The following is a 17481-nucleotide window of genomic DNA, read 5'->3' on the forward strand; positions in this document are numbered from 1 at the left end:
GTCCTCCAGAAAGAAAAAGCCCGCTCCTGCACGCCGCAGCGTACAGAAGCGGGCCTCGACGGCCGAACGAGGAGTCAGAAACGACGCGTGATCAGCGCGCGCTTCACTTCCTGGATGGCCTTGGTGACCTCGATGCCACGCGGGCACGCGTCGGTGCAGTTGAACGTCGTGCGGCAGCGCCACACGCCGTCCTTGTCGTTCAGGATCTCCAGGCGCTGCTCGCCCGCCTCGTCACGCGAGTCGAAGATGAAGCGGTGCGCGTTGACGATCGCGGCCGGACCGAAGTACTGGCCGTCGTTCCAGAAGACCGGGCAGGACGACGTGCACGCGGCGCACAGGATGCACTTGGTGGTGTCGTCGAAGCGCTCGCGGTCCTCGGCGGACTGCAGACGCTCGCGCGTCGGCTCGTTGCCCTTGGTGACCAGGAACGGCATGACGTCCCGGTACGCCTGGAAGAAGGGCTCCATGTCGACGACAAGGTCCTTCAGCACCGTCAGGCCCTTGATGGCCTCGACCGTGATCGGCTTCTCGGGGTTGATGTCCTTGATCAGCGTCTTGCAGGCGAGCCTGTTCTTGCCGTTGATCCGCATCGCGTCCGAGCCGCAGATGCCGTGCGCGCACGAGCGGCGGAAGGTCAGCGTGCCGTCGACGTCCCACTTGATCTTGTGGAGGGCGTCGAGCACACGCTCCTTCGGGTCGATCTCGATCTGGAAGTCCTCCCAGACCGACGCGTCCGACACCTCGGGGTTGAAGCGGCGGATCCGCATCGTGACCGTGATGTACGGGGAGGCGGCGGAGTCCTTCTCCACCTTGTCCAGTACGGGAGTAGCCATCAGTACTTACGCTCCATCGGCTGGTAGCGGGTCTGGACGACCGGCTTGTAGTCGAGACGGACGGTCTCGGAGCCGTCCTCGCCGACCTCGCGGTACGCCATGGTGTGGCGCATGAAGTTGACGTCGTCGCGGTTGGGGTAGTCCTCGCGGTAGTGACCGCCGCGGGACTCCTTGCGCGCCAGGGCCGAGACGGCCATGACCTCGGCCAGTTCGAGCAGGTTGCCCAGCTCCATGGCCTCAAGGAGGTCCGTGTTGAAGCGCTTGCCCTTGTCCTGGATGGACACGTTCTCGTAGCGCTCGCGCAGTTCGGCGATCTTCTCGACGGCCGTCTTGATGGTCTGCTCCGTGCGGAACACCATCACGTTGGCGTCCATCGTCTCCTGGAGCTCACGGCGCAGGTCGGCGACCCGCTCGTTGCCCGTGGAGTTGCGCAGCTTCTCGATCTGCGCGACGACGAGGGACTCCGGGTTCTCCGGCAGCTCGACGAAGTCGTGCTTGGCGGAGTACTCGGCGGCGGCGATGCCGGAGCGCTTGCCGAAGACGTTGATGTCGAGCAGCGAGTTGGTGCCGAGGCGGTTGGCGCCGTGCACCGACACGCAGGCGACCTCGCCGGCCGCGTACAGGCCCGGGACGACGGTGGTGTTGTCCGCGAGGACCTCACCCTCGACGTTGGTCGGGATGCCGCCCATGGCGTAGTGCGCGGTGGGCTGGATCGGGATCGGGTCCGTGTACGGCTCGATGCCGAGGTACGTACGGGCGAACTCGGTGATGTCCGGGAGCTTGGCGTCGAGCTGCTCCGGCGGAAGGTGCGTCAGGTCGAGGAAGACGTGGTCGCCCTCGGGACCGCAGCCGCGGCCCTCGCGGATCTCCGTGTAGATGGAGCGGGAGACGACGTCACGGGACGCGAGGTCCTTCATGACCGGCGCGTACTTCTCCATGAAGCGCTCGCCGTCCTTGTTGCGGAGGATGCCGCCCTCACCGCGGGCGCCCTCCGTCAGCAGGATGCCCATGCGCCAGATGCCCGTCGGGTGGAACTGGAAGAACTCCATGTCCTCCAGCGGCAGACCGCGCCGGAAGCAGGCCGCCTGGCCGTCACCCGTCAGCGTGTGCGCGTTGGAGGTCACCTTGAAGAACTTGCCGGTGCCGCCGGACGCGTAGATGACGGACTTCGCCTGGAACACGTGGATCTCGCCGGTGGCGAGCTCGTACGCGACCACGCCGGCCGACTTCTTGACGCCGTCCTCCTCGACCAGGAGCTGGTCGAGGACGTAGAACTCGTTGAAGAACTCCACGCCCTCCTTGACGCAGTTCTGGTACAGCGTCTGGAGGATCATGTGGCCGGTGCGGTCCGCGGCGTAGCAGGACCGGCGGACCGGGGCCTCGCCGTGGTTGCGGGAGTGACCGCCGAAGCGGCGCTGGTCGATGGTGCCGTCCGGGGTCCGGTTGAACGGCAGGCCCATCTTCTCCAGGTCGAGGACGGCGTCGATGGCCTCCTTCGCCAGGATCTCGGCGGCGTCCTGGTCGACCAGGTAGTCACCGCCCTTGACCGTGTCGAAGGTGTGCCACTCCCAGTTGTCCTCCTCCACGTTGGCGAGCGCGGCGGCCATGCCGCCCTGCGCGGCGCCCGTGTGGGAGCGGGTGGGGTAGAGCTTCGTCAGGACGGCGGTGCGGCTGCGCTTCGTCGACTCGATGGCGGCGCGCATGCCGGCGCCACCGGCGCCGACGATGACGGTGTCGTACTTGTGGATCTTCATGACGTGGATTACCTCAGCCCCGTGCCTAGCGGATGTTCGGGTCGAAGGTGAAGATCACCAGCGTGCCCAGAAGGATGGTGAACACCGTGGCGGTGTACAGCAGGCCCTTGAGCCACAGGCGCGTGTTGGCCCGCTCCGCGTAGTCGTTGATGACGGTACGGAGGCCGTTGGCGCCGTGCAACATGGCGAGCCAGAGCATCAGCAGGTCCCAGACCTGCCAGAACGGGGACGCCCAGCGGCCGGCCACGAAGGCGAAGCCGATCTTGGAGACGCCGCCGTCGAGGAAGAGCTGGATCAGCAGGTGGCCGAGGACCAGGACGACCAGGACGATGCCCGAGAGGCGCATGAAGAGCCACGCGGCCATCTCGAAGTTGCCGCGGGTCGCCTTCGGCGTCTTGCCGGTGCGCTTGCGGGGGGCCTCGATGTACGGGGCCGGGTTGTCCACGTCGTAGTGGGCGCCGCCCTCGACGGGACCGATCGTGGCGGAGGTGGTGTCAGCAGACATGTCTGGCGTCAGCTCCCGAACAGTTCACGTGCGGCGTGGCCGAGGATGGGGTACAGCGAGCCCGCCATCAGGACGACCCAGATGCCCACGACGGTCCAGAGCATCTGCTTCTGGTAGCGCGGGCCCTTGGACCAGAAGTCCACGGCGATGACCCGGAGGCCGTTCAGCGCGTGGAAGAGGATGGCTGCGACGAGGCCGTACTCCAGAAGAGCGACGATCGGCGTCTTGTAGGTCGCGACGACCTCGTCGTACGCCTCGGGGGAGACGCGGACGAGAGCGGTGTCCAGCACGTGTACGAACAGGAAGAAGAAGATGAGGACGCCGGTGACTCGATGAGCCACCCAGCTCCACATTCCTTCCCGGCCGCGGTACAGCGTTCCAGCCGGCACGGAAAAACCCTCCGGGAGCGGGGATCAGGGTCGGCCGGCTTCTCTGTCGGTCTGACCCGGCCGGGTACGGTCCTCCGGCCCCGGTCATCGTAGCGACGACTTGTCGGTTCGCTCGCGCGGGGTCCATAGGTGTGATCAAAGAGGCACGGACGGGCTATCGCGGGAGCCGGAATCGCCCCATTCCGGACGTAATCACGGTCCGGTGTGTCGGGATGTGAGCACCTCGGAGAGCCGGAAGGCCAGCCGGGCGCGGGCCAGCCGCCTCAGTTCCTCGGCCGCGACGACCCTTTCCTCCTCCGGTTCGTTGCCGAGACGTGACCGGATGCCTGCCAAAACCTGGTCGAGCCGCTCCCCGGGGCTCACTCCGTCGAGACTGATCACGAACGCGTGCCCGAAGCTGCTCTCGTACGCGGCGTGGGCGGCCCGCAGCGCCGTCCGGGCGGCCGGCGGGGCGTCCGGATGGGGCGGGGCGGAGGACTCGGCGGCCAGGGCCTCGTCCAGGTCGGCGCGGGACAGGTCGTACCCGGCCTCGTCGGCGGCGGCGAGCAGGGCGTCCACGGTCGGGTACGGGCGGTGCGCCGCCACCCGTTCGGCCCAACGGCGGCTGTGGCAGCAGGAGAGCAGCAGCGCCTCGGCCTCGGCGGGCGTGGCGGCGTTGAACCCGGTGAGTCCGCGGGGCCCGCGCGGGCCCCGGTCCGCCGGGCCCTTGTTCTGGGCGGGTATGGCGGGAGTGGCAGGCGTGTCCGCGGAGCCCGGCTTCCGGCAGGGGAGATGGGTGTCGCTGGTCAGCGTGGGCTCCGGTACTCCGGGACGGGTGGGGTGGACGTGACGCAACGTTATCGACGGTACGGGGGAAGTGTCCGACGGATGCGCGAATTTCACCCGGAAGGGAGAGTTTCGGAACAAGTGACGGATGATCGGGTTCTGTTCCCCCGATTGGCCGGACCGCCCGCCGTACGGGAGGATTCCGAATCATGCGGTACTCCATACGAGGGTCCCTCCGGGGCCACGCGTTCCTGGCGACCGCGGTGACCCTGGTCACCGTGACGGCCTGTTCCAACGGATCTCCGTCCGGAGCGCCCACGCCCCCCTCCGCGCCGACCGGCGGCACGTCCGCGAGCGCGGCGCCCACCAGCGTCCAGCCCAGCCCGACACCCACGCCGACCCGGACCTACCCGCTCTCCACCGCGCCCCGCACCGTCCCCGCGGTCCGCGACCACGAGGCCGCCCGGGGCCCCGGCTGGAAGCCCGCGCCGACGGGCGGGGTCGTCGTCGCCGCGAACAGCGCGGGCCTCGCCGACGAGGGCAGGCTCCTCGCCGGGGAGCTCGGCATCCCGTACCGCGGCGCCGTCGCCGCCGGGCCCGGAGACGTCGAGCTGGCCCTCGGGGCGAAGGGCGCCCCCGAGTCGTACACCCTCACCGTCCGGGACGACCGGGTCCGGATCAGCGGCCCCGACGAGGCCGGCGTGTTCTACGGCACCCGCACCCTCAAGCAGTCGGTGAAGGGCTCGGGCGCGATGCCCGAGGGCACCGTCACCGACGCCCCCGCGAAGCCCCAGCGCGGACTGAACCTCGACATCGCCCGCAAGTTCTTCACCGCCGAGTGGATCGAGGCCCGGCTGCGCGAGATGGCCGACCTCAAGCTCAACCAGTTCGGTCTGCACTTCTCCGACGACCAGGGCTTCCGGATCGCCTCGGACACCCACCCCGAGGTCGTCTCGGCCGAGCACCTCACCAAGGCCGAGGTGCGCCGGATCCTCGCCCTCGCGCGGACCCTGCACATCACCGTCGTGCCCGAGATCGACTCGCCGGGACACCTCGGCGCCGTCCTGCGCGCCCACCCGGACCTCCAGCTCCGCAACGTCCAGGGGGTCCCGCGGCAGGGCGCCATCGACATCTCCAAGCCCGCCTCCGCGCGGCTCGTCGACGAGCTGCTGCGCGAGTACGCCGCGCTCTTCCCCGGCGGCTGGTTCCACGTCGGCGCCGACGAGTACCAGGCGCTGACCGTCCGCAGCCCGTCCACCTCCTATCCGCAGCTCGCCACGGCGGCCCGGCAGAGGTACGGGCCCCAGGCCGGCGTCCAGGACCTGGCGGAGGGCTGGCTGAACGACCGCGCGGCGGTGGTGCGCGGCACGGGCAAGGTGGCGAAGGCCTGGAACGACGGGTTCTTCCGGGGCGGGGTCGTCAGCGCCGACCAGCGCGTCGAGGTCGAGTACTGGACCGGCAAGGAGATCGGCGCCCGGCCGCCGGCCGAGTACCTGGCCGAGGGCCGGAAGGTCGTGAACCTCAACGACGAGTACCTCTACTACGTCCTCGGCGAGCCGAACCAGTTCACGTACCCCACGGGCCGCCGCATCTACGAGCAGTGGACGCCGCTCGTCCTGCGCGGCACGACGCCGGTCCCCGCCCGGTACGACTCCCAGATCCTCGGCGCCCGCTTCGCGGTCTGGTGCGATCTGTCCCGCGCGCAGACCCAGGCGCAGGTGGCGGAGGGCATCCGGATGCCGCTGACAGCCCTGGCCCAGAAGGTCTGGGACCCGGCGAAACCGCCCCTGACCTGGGACCAGTTCCGGGGCCTGGCGGCGAGGGTGCGCTGACATTCGCCATGGACGCGACCGCTCCGGGTCGCGTACGTTCCCCCGGCGGCGGCCACTCGGCCGCCGCCGGCACCTCGGGGAGGGGCGCCGCACATCCCTGGGGGGACACGCACACCCATGCTCCGCAATCCGAACGGGCTTTCGTATGCCGTCATCGCTCTGCTCGCCGGCAACATCGCCTTCGATCTGCTGCTCGGCGGGATCGAGCTCCGCTTCCTTTTCACCGACGTCGCCACGGACTTCTTCGACCCGGCCGTGTTCGGCGTTGTCGACCTGAACGTGGCATACAGCATGGCGTTCACGCTGTACGTGGCGACCGGGATCGTCTTCATAGTCTGGTTCCACCGCCTGCGGAAGAACGCCGAGGTCTGGGCCGGTGACCTGCAGGGCCGGAAGCCCGGCTGGGCCATCGGCGGCTGGTTCATCCCCCTCGCCAACCTGTGGATCCCGCGCGGGATCGCCGCCGACATCTGGCGCGCCAGCCGCTGGCGGCCGTACGGCGCCGACGGAGCCCGCGAGCTGCTGCTGCTCAACAGCTGGTGGCTCTTCTGGGCCGCCGACATGATCGTGGACAGGATCGCCTCGCAGCTCTACAAGACGGCCGACACTCCCGAGGCGTACGTCACGGCGTCCTCCTGGTCCCTCGGGGGCTACGTCCTCGACATCACCGCCGCCGTCCTCGCCATCCTCTTCGTCCGGCGTCTGACCTCTATGCAGCACGCCAAGGCCACTGGCATGATTCCGGCCGCGCAGTGACGAAAAAGCGCCCCTCGGCGCAGTAGGGGAAGTACTGCGTCCGCATCGGGTGGCGAGGAGGCGTCCATGACGTCGGGGAACGGCCGGAGCCTGCTGGAACTGATCGACGGGGCCGACGAGCGAGGGCTGGCCGCGGCCGGTCTCGCCTGCCTCGACCGCTGTCTCCCGCTGATCGCCGCCGACCGCGGCGACGCCCTGCGGCCCGTGTGGGCGGCCGTCGCGCGCGGCGACGGGAGCGCCTGGGGCGAGGCCGTCGCCAAGGCCCGGGTCGAACTGGACGCCGACGCCACGGAGGACGCCGGGGCCGTACGCGGGATGCTGGCCGCCGCACCGGCGGCCTGGACCGCCGGCGACCTCCGCGCCTGGGCCCACGCCTGCTCGGCCACCGCCCTCGCCCTGCACGGCCGGTACGACGCCGCCGAGGTCACCGACGGCCTCGTCGAGCGCTGCCGGGCCGGGGACGCGGACGGCGCGGGCCCGCTGCTCGCCGGTGAGCTCCGCCGCCAGCAGGCCGTCCTCGAAACGGTCGCCCACGGCCCGACCGGTCTGCGCCGGGCCCGTGAACTCTCCGTCGAGGGCGGCCGGGTGCTGCGCGCGGTCGTCTCGCGCCGGGCCCGCACCGCCTGAGGGAGCCGGTCAGGTCAGGACTCGGGCGCCTCGATGGTCGCCGAGGCGATGGTCTCGGCGATCTGACGCTCCGCCGTGGCCTTGTCGAGCCCCAGACCGGTGAGCACGCCCGCGCCGTCCTCGTGCTCGAGCAGCGCGAGCAGGATGTGCTCGGTGCCGACGTAGTTGTGGCCGAGGCGCAGGGCCTCGCGGAACGTCAGCTCCAGGACCTTCTTCGCCGCCGCGTCGTACGGGACGAGGGCGGGCGGCTCGTCGACGGCCGGCGGCAGGGTCGCGGCGGCGGCCTCGCGGACCTGGTCGAGGGTCACGCCCTGGGAGGTGATCCAGTACGCCGCGATCCCCTCGGGTTCGGCGAGCAGGCCGAGCGCGAGGTGGGCGGGGGTGATCTCGGCGTTGCCGACGGCCGTGGCCTCGTTCTGGGAGGCCATCACCACGTTCCGGGCGCGGGGGGTGAAGCGGTTGAACCCGGCGTTCGGGTCCGCCTTCTCCGCGTCCGGCTCCTTGGGGACGAAACGCTTCTGGGCCGCCTGGCGGGTGACGCCCATGCTGCGGCCGATGTCGGTCCAGGAGGCACCGGAGCGCCGGGCCTGGTCCACGAAGTGGCCGATGAGGTGGTCGGCGACGTCGCCGAGGTGGTCCGCCGCGATGACCGCGCCGGAGAGCTGCTCCAGGGCGTCGGGGTGGACCTTCTTGATCGCTTCGATGAGTTCGTCGAGACGGACGGGAACGTTCGGAACGACTGGATTCGTCATGAGTGCAACCCTAGGTTGACACTCCTTCACTGTCAACCATCGGTTGACAGTGAAGAGGGCGCACCGCTCCCCGGGCGGGAAGAGCGTGCGAAAAGTGCCGGAAAGGGCCCGGAAAATGGGAGACGACCGGGGCCGCCACCCCCCACAGGAGAGGCCCCGGTCGTCATCCACGGAGCCGCAGCACGGCTCCGTACTACCTTCAGCGCCGAGGGTGCGTTTTCTGTCACACCGCCCCGCGCGCCCGCGTGCGACCGCGCCCCCGCACGCTCCTCGTACGCCGTCGTCCGAAGGTTGCAAGTTGCACAAAGACCCCGGATCGCGTGGACGCGGCGCCGCGACACGACGTAGCGTGCAGGTGCGCGAGGCAGCGCGTGGCGGTGGTGACCAGCCGCGATGAAGCGACGACGCGACCGACGAACAGGGTTTGGGGAGTGCTGGGGGACGACGCGGAGCTGACGGCCGCGGTGCTCGCTGCGCAGGACGGGGACGAGAACGCCTTCCGTGCTGTGTACCGCGCCGTGCATCCACGGTTGCTCGGCTACATACGCACACTGGTCGGCGACTCCGACGCGGAGGACGTCGCCTCGGAGTCCTGGCTGCAGATCGCCCGTGACCTCGACCGTTTCGACGGTGACGCGGACCGGTTCCGCGGCTGGGCCGCCCGGATCGCCCGCAACCGCGCCCTCGACCACATACGGATGCGCGGCAGGCGCCCCGCCGCCGGCGCCGACGAGGCCGAACTCACCGAGCGCCCCGCCGCCTCCGACACCGCGGGCGAAGCCCTGGAGGCCCTCGCCACCGGTCACACCATGCGGCTGATCGCCCAGCTTCCGCAGGACCAGGCCGAGGCCGTCGTCCTGCGCGTCGTCGTCGGCCTCGACGCCAAGAGCGCCGCCGACACGCTGGGGAAACGCCCCGGCGCCGTCCGCACGGCGGCCCACCGTGGCTTGAAGAAGCTGGCGGAACTCCTCGGCGCGGACGGTGACACGGACGGGGCGGACGGCGCCGCCGAGGCCGTCGCCGCGCTGGACGGTGTGCCTCCGCAACGCGGGCGCCTCCCGGGGTCCGTGCCGCCCCGCGGTGTGACGCAATCACGTCCCCGTACGCAGAAGGACATGTGATGGCCGACGAGCGGTACCAGTGGCTCGACCAGGAGGCCGCGGAGCGGCTGCTCCGCGGCGAGCCGGTCGACGCCGTCGACGACCACGCGCGCGCGGAGGCCGAGCGCCTCGCCGTGGCACTCGAAGCGGCCCGTACCCCCGCCGCACCCCTGGACGGGCGCGGCGAACTGCCGGGTGAGGCGGCCGCGCTCGCCGCCTTCCGGCAGGCCACCGCCGGTCGCGCCGCCGTCCGCGCCCCCGAGGTGACCGGAGCGCCCGCCCGTACCGTCCACGCCGACCTCGGCCGGGTGCGGCTCGCGCCGGCCACCGCTCCGGCGCGCCGCTGGGGCCGTTCCGTACGGTTCGGACTCGCCGCCGCGGTCGCCGCCGTCACCGTCGGAGGGGTCGCCGTAGCCGCTGGAACAGGTGTGCTGCCGCTGGTCGGTCCGGCGCCCGCCAGCTCCGTCACGGCGGGGGAGACGGCCGACCCGCTCGTCTCGAAGGAGCCCGGCATACGCGAGGACCCCGAGGCGCCCCCGACGGAACCGGGCGCCGACGGCGAACCCACGCCGGGCGTGACCCCCTCCGCCGGCACCGTCGCACCGCCCACCGGAACCCCGGACGGAGCCGGAACGGGCACCCCCGGCACTCCGCGGCCGGGCAGGACCACGGCCGGCCCGGCAACGCCCCCGGGCGGTACGGGCAAGAGCCCCGGCGCCACGGAAGGGACCCCGGGGACGGCGCCCTCCCTGGCGCAGGCCGTCAAGGCCTGCCGGGAGTACCGGTCGGGAAGGCTCGACGCCACCGGCCGGAAGCAGCTCACGAACGGCCTGCGCGGCGGCGAGACCCTGCGCCGCTACTGCGACCGGATCCTCGGCGGCGCCACGGGCACGCCCGAGGACAGCACCAAGGACGACTCCCCGGGCGATTCCAAGGAAGACCCCGAAGGCGACGCCAAGAACGGCGACCGGCCGCGCGACCGCGCACCGGACGACAAGCGCGGGGGCTCCGGCGACAGCCCCGCCGGAGGCGGCGGCACGGACCGCCGTGACACCGCCAGGACGGCGGCGGACTCCGTCCGGCTCTCCGTCGCGCAGCCCCTCGGAATCACCGTCACCGCACGCGTTCCGCTCGCGGTGTAACACTTCTCGGCCCGTCGGCGCAGTATGGAATGTGCCGACTGGTCATCGGCCGCGCGGCGAGCCGGGGTTCCCCCCGTACCTACGGCTCCGCGCACCCGGCGCGGGTGGGACACGTTCCCCCGGTCCCACCCGCGCCCTCTCTCTTCCCTCCCGGTCTCCCTCCTGGTTCACCAGTGGACGACGACCTTGTCGCCGACCTTCACCTGGTCGAAGAGGGCCGCGAGCTTCGCCCGGTCCCGGACGTTGACGCAGCCGTGCGAGGCCCCGTTGTAGCCGCGGGCCGCGAAGTCCGACGAGTAGTGCACCGCCTGGCCGCCGCTGAAGAACATCGCGTACGGCATGGGCGTGTGGTAGATCGTCGACGTCCACTCGCGGGCCTTCCAGCCCACGCTGAACGTGCCCTCCCTGGTCGGGGTGTTCTCCGAGCCGAAGCGGACGTCCATCGCCGAGACCACCTTGCCGTCGATCATCCAGGCGAGGGTCCGGCTCTCCTTGCTGATGCAGAGCACCCGGCCGGTCATGCACCGGGCGTCGGGGGTGTCCAGCTTGTTGGTGGTCGACGGCTTCAGCTCGTCGGCCGTCGGCTTCCGGCTCGCGCCGAGCAGCTTCCCCCAGGTCGCCTCGTCGACCCAGTCCGTCCGCTCCAGACCCTGCTTCTTCTGGAACGCCTTGACCGCACCGGCCGTCATCGTCCCGTAGAAACCGGTGGGGGCACGGTCGAAGTGACCGAGCTGCCGCAGCCGCGCCTGGAGCTCGCGGACCTGCTCGCTCTCGTCCCCGTCACGCATCATGACCTCGGGGCTCGGCGCCTCCGTGGTCGGCGCGGGCCCCGTGGTCGACGCTTCGGTGGTCGGTGTCGTCCCGGTGCTCGGCGCCTCCGTGGTCGGCGTGGCGGACGGGGACGGCGCCTTGCCGTCCCCGGTCGGGGTAGCGGTCGGCGCGGGCGCGGCCGTCGTCGGCGCCTTCGTCGGGCTCGCCGAACCCCCCGAGCCGGCCGCCTGGGCCGTACAGGCGGTGGCGAGGGCCACCGAGGCCGCTGCCAGTACCGCTCTGCGTATGACGGAAGTAGACCGCTTCATCATTGCCCCCCGGGACGTGTCGTGTGTACGTAGGGATGCTTTCCGCGCGTGTGCGGTTGCGCACCCCGACCACGGACCGCGCATGCTGTGAGGAAGGTCCCAGCGTGCTGCTCTCCACCGCCCGGGACGGCCGCCGCTACAGTCCGTCGCGAAGGTCGGTACCGCTGAGTGACCAGCCGGCACATCTATCGGGAGGCACAACGCATGGCGCGCGAGTCGGAGTCGGGGCTGCCCATCGAACCGGTCTACGGACCGGACGCCCTTGACGGGTGGGATCCCGCGGAGAAGCTGGGCGAACCCGGCGCGTACCCCTTCACCCGGGGCGTGTACCCCTCGATGTACACCGGCCGGCCCTGGACCATGCGCCAGTACGCGGGCTTCGGCACCGCCGTCGAGTCCAACGCCCGCTACAAGGAGCTCATCGCCCACGGCACGACGGGCCTCTCCGTCGCCTTCGACCTGCCGACCCAGATGGGGCACGACTCCGACGCGCCCCTCGCGCACGGCGAGGTCGGCAAGGTCGGCGTCGCGATCGACTCGATCGACGACATGCGGATCCTGTTCGACGGGATCCCGCTCGACAAGGTCTCCACGTCGATGACCATCAACGCCCCCGGCGCGCTCCTCCTCCTGCTCTACCAGCTCGTCGGCGAGGAGCAGGGCGTGCCGGCGGACCGGCTGACCGGCACGATCCAGAACGACGTGCTCAAGGAGTACATCGCCCGCGGCACGTACATCTTCCCGCCGAAGCCCTCGCTGCGGCTGATCGCCGACATCTTCAAGTACTGCCGGGCCGAGATCCCGAAGTGGAACACCATCTCGATCTCCGGCTACCACATGGCCGAGGCCGGTGCCTCGCCCGCGCAGGAGATCGCCTTCACCCTCGCCGACGGCATCGAGTACGTACGGACCGCCGTCGCCGCCGGCATGGACGTCGACGACTTCGCGCCCCGGCTCTCCTTCTTCTTCGTGGCCCGCACGACGATCCTGGAGGAGGTCGCCAAGTTCCGGGCGGCCCGCCGGATCTGGGCGCGGGTCATGAAGGAGGAGTTCGGCGCTTCGAACCCCAAGTCGCTGATGCTCCGCTTCCACACCCAGACCGCCGGCGTCCAGCTCACCGCCCAGCAGCCCGAGGTCAACCTCGTGCGCGTCGCCGTACAGGGCCTCGCGGCCGTCCTCGGCGGCACGCAGTCGCTGCACACCAACTCCTTCGACGAGGCCATCGCCCTGCCGACGGACAAGTCCGCCCGCCTCGCCCTGCGCACCCAGCAGGTCCTCGCCTACGAGACGGACGTCACCGCCACCGTCGACCCCTTCGCCGGCTCGTACGTGGTCGAGAAGATGACCGACGACGTCGAGGCCGCGGCCCTGGAGCTGATGGACCGGGTCGAGGAGATGGGCGGCGCGGTCGCCGCGATCGAGCACGGCTTCCAGAAGGGCGAGATCGAGCGCTCCGCCTACCGGATCGCCCAGGAGACCGACAGCGGCGAGCGAGTCGTCGTCGGCGTCAACCGCTACACGATCGACGTCGAGGAGCCCTACGAGCCGCTGCGCGTCGACCCGGCAATCGAGGCCCAGCAGGCCGAGCGGCTCGCGAGGCTCCGCGCCGAGCGCGACCAGGCGGCCGTGGACGCGGCGCTCGCCGCCCTCAAGAAGGCGGCGGGGAGCGACGCGGGCACAGCCAACGTCCTGTACCCGATGAAGGACGCCCTCAAGGCCCGGGCCACGGTCGGCGAGGTCTGCGGCGCGCTGCGGGAGGTCTGGGGCACGTACGTCCCGACCGACGCCTTCTGAACTTCCGGCATGCGGAACCCCGAGGCGGATCGTCGTACCCGTGTGCGAGGATCCGCCTCATGCTGGGTGTCACCGATCTTCCGACCTACCTCGTGGGCCTCGTCCTCATCATCCTTCTGCCGGGGCCGAACTCGCTGTACGTGCTGTCCGTCGCCGCCCGCAAGGGCACCCGGACCGGGTACAAGGCCGCCGCCGGCGTCTTCACCGGCGACGCCGTCCTGATGACCCTTGCCGCGCTCGGCGCCGCCTCGCTGCTCCAGACCACGCCCCTGCTCTTCACGATCGTCAAGTACGCGGGCGCGGGCTACCTGGCCTGGATGGCGTACGGGATGCTGCGGGCGGCCTGGGCGATGTGGCGGTCGCGCGCGGAGACGGTGACCGAGGAGCCGGAGCGGGACCGGACGGCGACGGGGGAGAACCCGTACCGCAGGGCCCTCGTCATCAGCCTCTTCAACCCGAAGGCGATCCTCTTCCTCATCTCCTTCTTCGTGCAGTTCGTGGACCCCGCGTACGCCTACCCGGCCCTCTCCTTCCTGGTCCTCGGCACCCTGCTCGAGATCGGCAGCTTCCTCTACCTCACGATGCTGATCTTCGGCGGGACCCGGCTCGCCGCGACGTTCCGCCGCCGCAGGCGGCTCTCGGCGGGCGCGACCTCCGCCGCCGGAGCCCTCTTCCTCGGCTTCGCCGCGAAGCTCTCCCTCAGCAGCGCCGCTTGACCCTCACACCGTGTGAGGTCCTTCCGTAGGGGGCGTCATGTTCACCATCGGAGACTTCGCCCGGCACGGGCGGGTGTCGGTCCGCATGCTGCGTCACTACGACGCCATCGGACTGCTGCGCCCGGCCCACGTCGACCCGCACAGCGGCTACCGCCACTACACGGCGGACCAGCTCGCCCGGCTCAACCGCGTCATCGCGCTCAAGGACCTCGGCTTCACCCTCGAACAGGTGGGGACGATCCTCGACGACACGATCGACGCGGAGGAGCTGCGGGGCATGCTGCGACTGCGCCAGGCCGAGCTCGAAGCGGCCCTGGCGGAGGCGCGGGCCCGGCTCGCCCAGGTCGGCGCGCGGCTCCGAGCCATCGAGAGCGAGGGACGCATGTCCACCCAGGACGTCGTCGTCAAGAAGATCCCCGCCGTGCGCGTCGCCGAGCTGAGCGCGGTCGCCGCGAGCTTCGGCCCCCACGACATCGGCCCGGTCATCGGACCCCTGTACGACGAGCTGTGCGGCCGGCTCGAAGCGGCCGGGCTCACCGGATTCGGCCCCGGGATCGCCTTCTACGAGGACGCGGGCAGGGGCGACGGCTCGGTCGTCGTGCACGCCGCCATGACCGTCCCCGAGGGCACGGTCGTGGAGGGCGTCGAGGTGCACGTCCTGCCCGGCATCGAGGAGGCGGCGACCGTCGTCCACCGTGGCTCGATGGACACCGTCCTGCCGACCGCCCAGACCCTCGCCCTCTGGATCGAGGCCAACGGCTACCGCTCGCTGCGCCATGCCCGCGAGCTGTACCTGGAGTGCCCGGAGGACCGGTCGCGATGGGTGACGGAGATCCAGGAGGCGATCACCCGCGCCTGAGCGCGCACGCGCCTGCGGGCCCGGGACCCCCGCACGGGGCCCGGGCCCGTGCCCGCTACCTCTTCAGCGCCTTGCGCAGCCGCAGCGCGCGCCGGGCGAGACGGCGGACCTTCGGGTGGCGGGGGATCGGCAGGCCGCCGGGCAGGTCGAGGACGGTGAGGCGGCGGCGGGTGAAGTGGTGCCGGGTGCGCTCGGCGAGCGGCCCCGACAGATGCCGTACCGCCGACTCCCGCAGCTCCGGCCGTATCTTCGGCTGCATCGCGAAGCCGACCGCCGCGACCAGGTCGTTCAGCTGCTCCGGAGCGACCACCCCGGCGTCACCGGGCTCCCCTTCCTCCAGGGGCGGCACGACGGCGTCCACGACCGTGAGCGGGATGCGGTTGCTGTTCTGGAACGGGGTGAGCCGTTCGAGCAGTGTGCCCGTGCCGACCCGGGCGACCGGCAGCCCGTAGAAGGTTTGTGCGGTCAGCAGCGCCGTGGAGAAGCAGCCGACGACGAGCGCGGGCCGCAGCTCGCCGTAGAGGACCTCGGCGAGCACCGGCCGGTCCTCGACCGTCAGCTCCGCACCGAGCGCCTCCGCCGCGCGCACCAGCGTCCGCGACCAGGCGTCGGGGGCCGTCGGGTGCGGCTTGAACACGAGCCGCCGGTGGCCCAGGGCGACCGCGCCCCTGACCATCCGCAGGTGCAGCTCCTCCTCCTCGGCGGCCGTCAGCAGGTTGAGCGCCGCCAGGTACTGGCCGAGCAGCAGCGCGGGCCCGTCCCCGGACGCGGCGGGGCCACCGGCCAGCTCCTCGACGACTTTGGTGAACGCCTCCGTCGGTACGGCCTCCGGCACCGCCCCGAACTCGGCGAGCAGCAGCGGCGCGAGCCCGGGGACGAGGTCCAGGTGGAGCAGCCGGCCGACGCGCCCGCCGATCAGCGGGTCGATCTTGTTACGGGTCGGGCCGTAGCTCATGAGCCCGTCCGCGTACACGGTGATCGGCGCCTCGGGCAGCAGCTGGGCGATGGCGAGGGCGGGCGTCACCTGGAGCGATTCCAGGGCGAGTTCGACGCGGTCGTCGCCGAGGCTCCAGAGCTTCCGCAGATGGCGCTGGAGCATCGGCAGATCGCTCGGGCGCGGGGTCCAGCCGCCCGGGTGGAGCGGGGAGATCGTCTCGTTCCAGGAGAGGACGGAGTCGAAGCGGCCGCGCAGCCGGTCGAAGCCCTCGGCCTCGTCGAGGGCCGGGGTGGTCTCCGGCACGGCCGCGTTGTTGGTGACGAGGAGGATCCGGCGGTCGGCGCTGCCGAAGCGGCCGCTGTCCAGGGCGGCGGCGAGCGTCACCGCCCCGTAGAGGGTGGAGGCGCAGAAGATCTGGGTGGTCCGGCGGGTGCTCACGCGGCCACCTCCGCGACGGCCTGGCCGGTTCCGGCGCCCGGGCCCGCGCCGGGGGCCGGCGGTGGTGCCGGACGCCGGCGGCGCAGCTTGCGCAGCATCGTCGCGCGGTCCCCGCCCATCGCCGTCAGGGCCTCGTCGAGGACCCCCTGCGGCATCCGCCGCAGCGCCCCCGCGCTCATCGCCTTCAATTGACGCGCCACCTCCGGCTCGAATCGGCCGATCGAACCCATGTGATGGGAGATGACCGCGCAATAGGTGCGGACGGCCTTCGGAAGAAGGAGATCCGCGTCCGAATCCTTCGCGGTCTCCTCGATCACCTGGTCGAAAGCGCGAATGAAATCCAATTGCCGTACATCGCCGATCTGGGTGAGCGACGTCGCCACTCCCCGCCGGTAGAAGACGCCGAGTTCACCGATCGCGGCGAACGATTCCGCCTCCCGGTGCAGTCGCCAGATCCACGGCCGGTCCTCGGCCGTCCGCAGACCGTGCGGGAAGTGCAGAAGGCCGCGGTCCAGGAGCCGCCGGTGGTAGATCCCCGCCCAGGCGTAGGGGTAGTCCACGGAGGTCGTCCGGTGCGCCGGAAGGATCGCGTCCCGCGGGTTCAGCGCCTCGCCGCGCCGGGGGACCGGCACCCGGCGGATGCCGCGGTTCCTGCCGGTGACGGAGACGTGGTCGGTGCGCAGGAAGTCGCAGCCGAGGTCCTCGGCGGCGGCGACCAGGCGGGAGTAGTAGCCGGGGGCGAGCCAGTCGTCCCCGTCGAGGAAGGTGAGGTACTCGCCGCGGGCGGCGTCGAGCCCGGTGTTCCGGGCCGTGGCGAGACCCTCGTTGTGCGCGTGCCTGATCAGGACGGCACCCGGGATCTCGCGCGCGGCCCGTTCGAGGAGCTCCGGGGTCCCGTCCGACGAGCAGTCGTCGACGAGCAGGAACTCGAAGTCCTCCCGGGCGTTGGCCCGCAGGCTCATGAGGGTGTCGGGGGCGTATGTCTGCACGTTGAAGAACGGCACGACGACGGAGAGCTTGACCACGCGGCCGACGCTAGGCGCCGCCCCGGCATTCCCCCCGACCGGTGGGCAGCGATTCGGTGAACACCAGGCGGCGGGCCGATTAACCGCCTTTACCGGCAGGCGAATCCGGCCCCCTCACGTCCGGTTCCCGACCCACTTCAGCGGGCGGAGAGGCTCTGTTCACCGTTTGTTGTGGCCC

General features: G+C 71.4%; 17 protein-coding genes. 8 read left to right on the forward strand and 9 right to left on the reverse strand.

Features of this window, described 5'->3' with window-relative positions:
- Nucleotides 1-74: 74 nt before the first annotated feature.
- The 5 genes from ACZ4VK_RS16530 to ACZ4VK_RS16550 form a co-directional block, all read right to left on the reverse strand.
- Nucleotides 75-833: a succinate dehydrogenase iron-sulfur subunit gene (locus tag ACZ4VK_RS16530; protein ID WP_015035718.1), complete on the reverse strand. Its 759-nt coding sequence runs from the start codon at nucleotides 831-833 to the stop codon at nucleotides 75-77.
- Nucleotides 833-2587 carry a succinate dehydrogenase flavoprotein subunit gene (gene sdhA, locus ACZ4VK_RS16535; protein ID WP_468352763.1) on the reverse strand — a complete coding sequence of 585 codons (1755 nt, stop codon included), beginning with the start codon at nucleotides 2585-2587 and terminating at the stop codon, nucleotides 833-835. Before sdhA ends, ACZ4VK_RS16530 begins: the two co-directional genes overlap by 1 nt.
- Nucleotides 2588-2612: 25 nt before the next feature.
- Nucleotides 2613-3092, reverse strand: a complete 480-nt coding sequence (locus ACZ4VK_RS16540; protein WP_468352765.1) for a succinate dehydrogenase hydrophobic membrane anchor subunit — start codon at nucleotides 3090-3092, stop codon at nucleotides 2613-2615.
- Nucleotides 3093-3100: 8 nt separating this feature from the next.
- Nucleotides 3101-3481, reverse strand: coding sequence for a succinate dehydrogenase, cytochrome b556 subunit (sdhC, locus tag ACZ4VK_RS16545; protein ID WP_073809812.1), 381 nt, complete (start codon nucleotides 3479-3481; stop codon nucleotides 3101-3103).
- A 192-nt stretch (nucleotides 3482-3673) separates the two neighbouring features.
- Nucleotides 3674-4315: a 2-oxo-4-hydroxy-4-carboxy-5-ureidoimidazoline decarboxylase gene (locus ACZ4VK_RS16550; protein WP_468352767.1), complete on the reverse strand. Its 642-nt coding sequence runs from the start codon at nucleotides 4313-4315 to the stop codon at nucleotides 3674-3676.
- 140 nt (nucleotides 4316-4455) lie between these two features.
- Here ACZ4VK_RS16550 and ACZ4VK_RS16555 point away from each other — a divergent pair, with 140 nt between their 5' ends.
- The 3 genes from ACZ4VK_RS16555 (at nucleotide 4456) to ACZ4VK_RS16565 (ending at nucleotide 7461) form a co-directional block, all read left to right on the forward strand.
- Nucleotides 4456-6078, forward strand: coding sequence for a beta-N-acetylhexosaminidase (locus ACZ4VK_RS16555; protein ID WP_468352769.1), 1623 nt, complete (start codon nucleotides 4456-4458; stop codon nucleotides 6076-6078).
- A gap of 117 nt (nucleotides 6079-6195) precedes the next feature.
- Nucleotides 6196-6834, forward strand: a complete 639-nt coding sequence (locus ACZ4VK_RS16560) for a DUF4328 domain-containing protein (protein WP_468352771.1) — start codon at nucleotides 6196-6198, stop codon at nucleotides 6832-6834.
- Between the two features lie 66 nt (nucleotides 6835-6900).
- A complete protein-coding gene (locus ACZ4VK_RS16565; protein ID WP_468352773.1) occupies nucleotides 6901-7461 on the forward strand; it encodes a hypothetical protein in 561 nt (186 codons plus the stop codon).
- A 14-nt stretch (nucleotides 7462-7475) separates the two neighbouring features.
- Here ACZ4VK_RS16565 and ACZ4VK_RS16570 read toward each other — a convergent pair whose 3' ends face one another.
- On the reverse strand, nucleotides 7476-8213 hold the full coding sequence (locus ACZ4VK_RS16570; RefSeq protein ID WP_468352775.1) for a Clp protease N-terminal domain-containing protein: 738 nt from the start codon (nucleotides 8211-8213) through the stop codon (nucleotides 7476-7478).
- Between the two features lie 431 nt (nucleotides 8214-8644).
- Here ACZ4VK_RS16570 and ACZ4VK_RS16575 point away from each other — a divergent pair, with 431 nt between their 5' ends.
- Together ACZ4VK_RS16575 and ACZ4VK_RS16580 are read left to right on the forward strand one after the other, a co-directional pair.
- Complete coding sequence (locus ACZ4VK_RS16575) at nucleotides 8645-9334, forward strand: RNA polymerase sigma factor (RefSeq protein WP_468352777.1); 690 nt, start codon at nucleotides 8645-8647, stop codon at nucleotides 9332-9334.
- Nucleotides 9334-10455: a hypothetical protein gene (locus ACZ4VK_RS16580; protein WP_468352779.1), complete on the forward strand. Its 1122-nt coding sequence runs from the start codon at nucleotides 9334-9336 to the stop codon at nucleotides 10453-10455. The genes ACZ4VK_RS16575 and ACZ4VK_RS16580 overlap by 1 nt, the downstream gene beginning before the upstream one ends.
- Before the next feature lie 167 nt (nucleotides 10456-10622).
- On the opposite strand, the gene ACZ4VK_RS16585 is transcribed toward ACZ4VK_RS16580, so the two are convergent.
- Nucleotides 10623-11534: a L,D-transpeptidase family protein gene (locus tag ACZ4VK_RS16585; RefSeq protein WP_468352781.1), complete on the reverse strand. Its 912-nt coding sequence runs from the start codon at nucleotides 11532-11534 to the stop codon at nucleotides 10623-10625.
- 204 nt (nucleotides 11535-11738) lie between these two features.
- On the opposite strand from ACZ4VK_RS16585, the gene ACZ4VK_RS16590 reads away from it, so the two are divergent.
- Genes ACZ4VK_RS16590 through ACZ4VK_RS16600 form a run of 3 tightly spaced genes read left to right on the forward strand, consistent with a single transcriptional unit; the run spans nucleotide 11739 to nucleotide 14903 of the window.
- On the forward strand, nucleotides 11739-13328 hold the full coding sequence (locus ACZ4VK_RS16590; protein ID WP_468352783.1) for an acyl-CoA mutase large subunit family protein: 1590 nt from the start codon (nucleotides 11739-11741) through the stop codon (nucleotides 13326-13328).
- Between the two features lie 59 nt (nucleotides 13329-13387).
- Nucleotides 13388-14044, forward strand: coding sequence for a leucine efflux protein LeuE (leuE, locus tag ACZ4VK_RS16595; protein WP_468352785.1), 657 nt, complete (start codon nucleotides 13388-13390; stop codon nucleotides 14042-14044).
- Between the two features lie 37 nt (nucleotides 14045-14081).
- Entirely contained in the window at nucleotides 14082-14903 is an 822-nt protein-coding gene (locus ACZ4VK_RS16600; protein WP_468352787.1) for a MerR family transcriptional regulator, read from the forward strand.
- Nucleotides 14904-14958: 55 nt separating this feature from the next.
- Here the strand turns inward: ACZ4VK_RS16600 and ACZ4VK_RS16605 are convergent, their stop codons facing one another.
- Complete coding sequence (locus tag ACZ4VK_RS16605) at nucleotides 14959-16278, reverse strand: polysialyltransferase family glycosyltransferase (protein ID WP_468352789.1); 1320 nt, start codon at nucleotides 16276-16278, stop codon at nucleotides 14959-14961.
- Nucleotides 16275-17303 (reverse strand): glycosyltransferase family 2 protein, encoded by a 1029-nt coding sequence (locus ACZ4VK_RS16610; RefSeq protein WP_468352791.1) that lies wholly within the window; start codon nucleotides 17301-17303, stop codon nucleotides 16275-16277. Before ACZ4VK_RS16610 ends, ACZ4VK_RS16605 begins: the two co-directional genes overlap by 4 nt.
- Nucleotides 17304-17481: the final 178 nt, after the last annotated feature.

It is taken from the genome of Streptomyces sp. NPDC028711, from assembly GCF_055565415.1.